General features: G+C 68.5%; 4 protein-coding genes. 2 read left to right on the top strand and 2 right to left on the bottom strand.

All coding sequences use genetic code 11. The annotated features are described in order from the left end of the window. Positions 1-1,649 (top strand): hypothetical protein (locus AOK08_RS40755; protein WP_055535470.1); only part of this gene is annotated, 1,649 nt, incomplete at its 5' end. A gap of 134 nt (positions 1,650-1,783) precedes the next feature. Further along, a complete protein-coding gene (locus AOK08_RS40750; protein WP_079054570.1) occupies positions 1,784-2,755 on the top strand; it encodes a pirin family protein in 972 nt (323 codons plus the stop codon). Between the two features lie 86 nt (positions 2,756-2,841). Here the strand turns inward: AOK08_RS40750 and AOK08_RS40745 are convergent, their stop codons facing one another. Both AOK08_RS40745 and AOK08_RS48205 read right to left on the bottom strand, forming a co-directional pair. Continuing rightward, entirely contained in the window at positions 2,842-3,738 is an 897-nt protein-coding gene (locus AOK08_RS40745) for a BRO-N domain-containing protein (protein WP_055535466.1), read from the bottom strand. Positions 3,739-3,868: 130 nt separating this feature from the next. Next, the coding region (locus AOK08_RS48205) for a cytochrome P450 (RefSeq protein WP_241827314.1) at positions 3,869-4,301 on the bottom strand (433 nt) is incomplete at its 5' end.

Here is a 4,301-nt window from a genome sequence, read left to right as displayed (position 1 = left end):
GCACGGAACCGACCGACGAGCCGAGCACCGACCCGGGCACGGAACCGACCGACGAGCCGTCCGAGGAGTCCACCTCTCCCACGCCTTCCCCGGAGACCTCCGCCGACTCATCCGGATCCTCGGACTCGTCCGCCGGGACCTCCAGCAGGTCTCAGGCGGTCGCGGCCGAGGCCGGCCCGGTGTCGATGGGGCTGCTTCCCGGGGGCCACGACATCTGGAATCCGGCGCTGCTCGACGCGAGTACGTCCGCGCCGGGCCTGCTGGCCGTCGGTGAGACCGGCTTGTCCTCGTCGACCGTCGGTCTCGTGGACGTCTCGGGCCCGACGCCCGAGGTGGTCGCCTGGAACAGCCAGCCCTACCAGCTCAACAACGGCATCGACGACCTCGACCTCGTCCCCGGAGCCCCGCAGGTACTGGCCGACGGCACGGACCGGGACGAGTACGCGAACGGCACCCTGACCAAGGTGGGCGCCTACCCGGCCGGCCAGAGCGCCGACATCGCCCCGAACGGCCTGGTGGCCCAGTTCAACGGCACCAAGGTGTCCGTCTACCGGCCGAACGCCACGAGGCCGCTGCGTACGTACCCGGCCGGTGGGAACGGCACCGCCGCCCTGGCCTGGGCGCCGGACGCCTCGCGGATCTTCCTGCTGGTCGGCAGCGGCTCCGGTTACACCCTCAGGGCGCTGACCGACCCCGCCAAGAACTCCCCGGTGCTGACGGTGAACGCTCCGGCGAAGGCCCCCCGGGCCAAGAAGCTCACGGTCTCCGGAAAGCTCACGGCGACGGTCGCGCTGCCGTCCGGCGTCAAGCTGAAGGTCACCCGCACCGACCTGGAGAGCCCGAACGGCAGGGTGCTGCCGTCGGTCACGGTGAAGGTGGACGGCACGTACTCCTTCACCAACACCCCGCCCGTCGGCGGCCCGGTCACCTACAAGGTGGCGTACGCGGGTGACGCCGAGCACACGCCGGCCACCGTGTCCGACACGGTCGCGGTCGCCCGCGCCGCGACGACGCTGACCCTGAACAACAACAGGAAGCTCTTCAACTACGGCGCCGACGTCAAGTTCACGGCGCACCTGGGCCGGACGTACAAGAACCGCACGGTCGAGATCTGGGCCGACCCGCACGGCAACGACAAGCCGAAGAAGCTGGTCAGGACCGGCAAGGTCAACTCCGCCGGGAACCTCTCGGTGACCCTCGACATGACCCGGAACACGAACGTCACCGCGGTCTTCAAGGGTGACGCCCGCTCCGAGTCGAAGACGGTCAAGGTCACCGCGAACGCACGGGTGCGGATCTCGACGGCCGTGTCCCGGCACTACAAGAAGGCCAAGATCGGCTCGGTCTCGTACTACTGGTTCCACAAGAACACCAGCCCGCTGCTGACGACCTCGATGCCCTACTACCCGGGCCGCCAGCAGCGCTTCGACCTCGAGGTCTACTTCGACGGCGCGTGGTACTCCGTCACCGCCGACGACCCCGAGTACTTCCCGATCCGTACGAACGGCAAGTCGGCGGTGGAGCTCCCGGCGCCCGGCGAGTCGGGCATCCGGGCCCGGATGCGGTCGGCCTACGTCAGCGGCGCGTCCGGTGACAATGTGAACGCGACGACATTCGGACCCTGGAAGTATCTGTACTTCAGCAACTAGCACCGCGTGCCGACCGGCCCGGCCGGTCCGGCTGGTCGAGGAGGCCCGGAGGGAATGCCCTCCGGGCCTCCTCTGTTAGGGGTAGCAGGAAGTTCAATAATCAACTAAAGTGAGTCGCACAAGGAGGTCCCGACATGCCTGCAGTGACCGTCGAGAACACGCTGATCCTGCCCCGTGTGGCTGCTCCGGCCGACGCCGTGGCGCGACCGGTGCTCACCGTGACGACCGCGCCGAGCGGTTTCGAGGGCGAGGGCTTCCCGGTGCGCCGGGCGTTCGCCGGGATCGCCTACAAGCACCTCGACCCGTTCATCATGATGGACCAGATGGGTGAGGTGGAGTACGCGCCGGGCGAGCCCAAGGGCACCCCCTGGCACCCCCACCGCGGTTTCGAGACCGTCACCTACATCATGGACGGCATCTTCGACCACCAGGACTCGCAGGGTGGTGGCGGCACCATCACCAACGGCGACACCCAGTGGATGACCGCCGGCTCGGGCCTGCTGCACATCGAGGCTCCCCCGGAGTCCCTGGTCATGTCCGGCGGCCTCTTCCACGGCATCCAGCTGTGGGTGAACCTTCCGGCCAGGGACAAGATGATGGCCCCGCGCTATCAGGACATCCGCGGCGGCCAGGTCCAGCTCCTCACGTCCCACGACGGCGGCGCGCTCCTGCGTGTCATCGCCGGTGAGCTGGACGGCCACCAGGGCCCCGGTATCACCCACACCCCGATCAGCCTGGTCCACGCCACGCTGGCCCCGGGCGCGGAGGTCACCCTCCCGTGGCGTGAGGACTTCAACGGCCTGGCGTACGTCCTCGCGGGCCGCGGCAGCGTGGGTGTGGACCGGCGCCCGGTGCGCAAGGGCCAGACCGCCGTCTTCGGCACGGGCTCGTCGCTGACGGTCCGCGCGGACGAGCTGCAGGACGCGAACTCCCCGGACCTGGAGGTCGTACTCCTCGGCGGCCGGCCGATCCGTGAGCCGATGGCCCACTACGGCCCGTTCGTGATGAACACGCGGGCGGAGCTTGAGCAGGCGTTCGAGGACTTCCAGAAGGGCCGGCTGGGAACTGTCCCGGCGGTGCATGGAATGTCCGAGGGTGGCTTGTAAGCGCTCGAAAGTTCAGTACGGTACGACCCGGGCCCGAAGCCGCAACTTCGTTTTGCGACTTCGGGCCCAGTCTTATGGGTGCCCGGTTACGGCAGCACGTAGAACGGTGCGCCGTCCGGAGCGCGGCCCACCTGCCGCACGCATCCGTGCTCGGACAGCAGCTCCAAGGAGTCGCGGACGCGGTCGGGCGTCAGCCCTGTGCAGACGGCGATCTCCTCCACGCTGTAGTCGGCGCCGCCATGGAGCAGCACCGGGGCCAGGTGAGCGGCCACTGTGTGGATGTCCTCGGTGACGACGAGGTTTCTGGTCTTCCAGTTGGTCAGAAGCTGCTCGGGCGTCAACTCCGGAGCCTGGACGGGGCGGGCTCGGTCGGTGGGGTGCCGGAGGGTCTGGGCGATGTCCCGCAGCACCTCGACGATCACGTTCTGGGTGCTGTTCATCTGGCGCAGCAGTTCGTCCGTCCGGATGCTTCGCTGTTCGAGTGCGACGAGGGCATCGGTGAACTGCTGAGGCATGACATAGGCCGTGCCGCCGGTGGGAGCGGGCTGCAAAGCGGCCGGTTCCAGAGTGTAGGAGCCGTCGCGCTGGATGGTGGCGATGACCTCCGAGACCCAGGCCTTGAAGGGCTGGGCCGCGGGCTTGGTGCAGCCGTTGACCAAGCGGATCAGACCCTGGAGATCGATGAGACTCATGTCTCGTCGCCACTCCCGACCTGCGGGAATGCTGAGACAGTGCCTTCCAGTCACAGTCTCAAGACTCTCTCGGCGGTCTTCGGGGACATGGTCGAGCAGTGCCTTTCGGGTGGTTGTGTACCCCAGCTCCTTGCAGACATCCGCTGCGGGAAACCAGTACGTCCCGTCCGGCATCGTCAGCCTCCGTACCCGCGCGCCTGTCGCCGCGAAGACGAAGTCGTTGACGTCGATCGCGTCCTGCCGGTGTGCCGTCGATCCGTTCGACGGCTGGTTGTCGTTGTGCTCGTACATCGAGCATCACCTCCGTCTCGGAAAGTAGGCAGACGGAGGACAGGCATATGCCCATAGCAAACTTGTTTCGTCCCTTAGAGGGAAAGAGGGATCGATTCTGCGGCGTGTCCCCGCCCGCGCGCCCGTATCCTCACGCGCGCGCCCGTACCATCACCCGCGCCTCCCCCACCGCCTGCAACGTCACCGCCGCCGTCACCGGCATCCTCGTGGCCGGTGCCTCGACGTCGTACTCGCGCAGCAGTACCGCCAGGGCCAGGACCGACTCCAGCATCGAGAAGTGGCGGCCGATGCACGCGCGCGGGCCGCCGCCGAAGGGGAGCCAGGCGTAGCGGTGGCGGGCGTTCTCCCGGTCGGGGGTGAAGCGGTCCGGGTCGAACAGGTCGGGGTTGTCCCAGTGGGCCGGGTGGCGGTGGGTGACCCAGGGCGCGATCAGGATGTCCGCGCCCGCCGGGACGACATGGCCGTCGATCTCCGTCGCCGCCACCGCCCGCCTGCCCAGCAGCGGAGCGGCCGGGTACAGGCGCATCGTCTCCTTCAGCACCCGCGTCAGGTACGGGAGCCGG

The sequence above is a fragment of the Streptomyces graminilatus genome, from assembly GCF_001418565.1.
GTDB lineage: Bacteria > Actinomycetota > Actinomycetes > Streptomycetales > Streptomycetaceae > Streptomyces > Streptomyces graminilatus.
The sequence above is the reverse complement of the archived record's forward strand: the minus strand, read 5'-3'. Positions and strand labels throughout refer to the sequence as shown.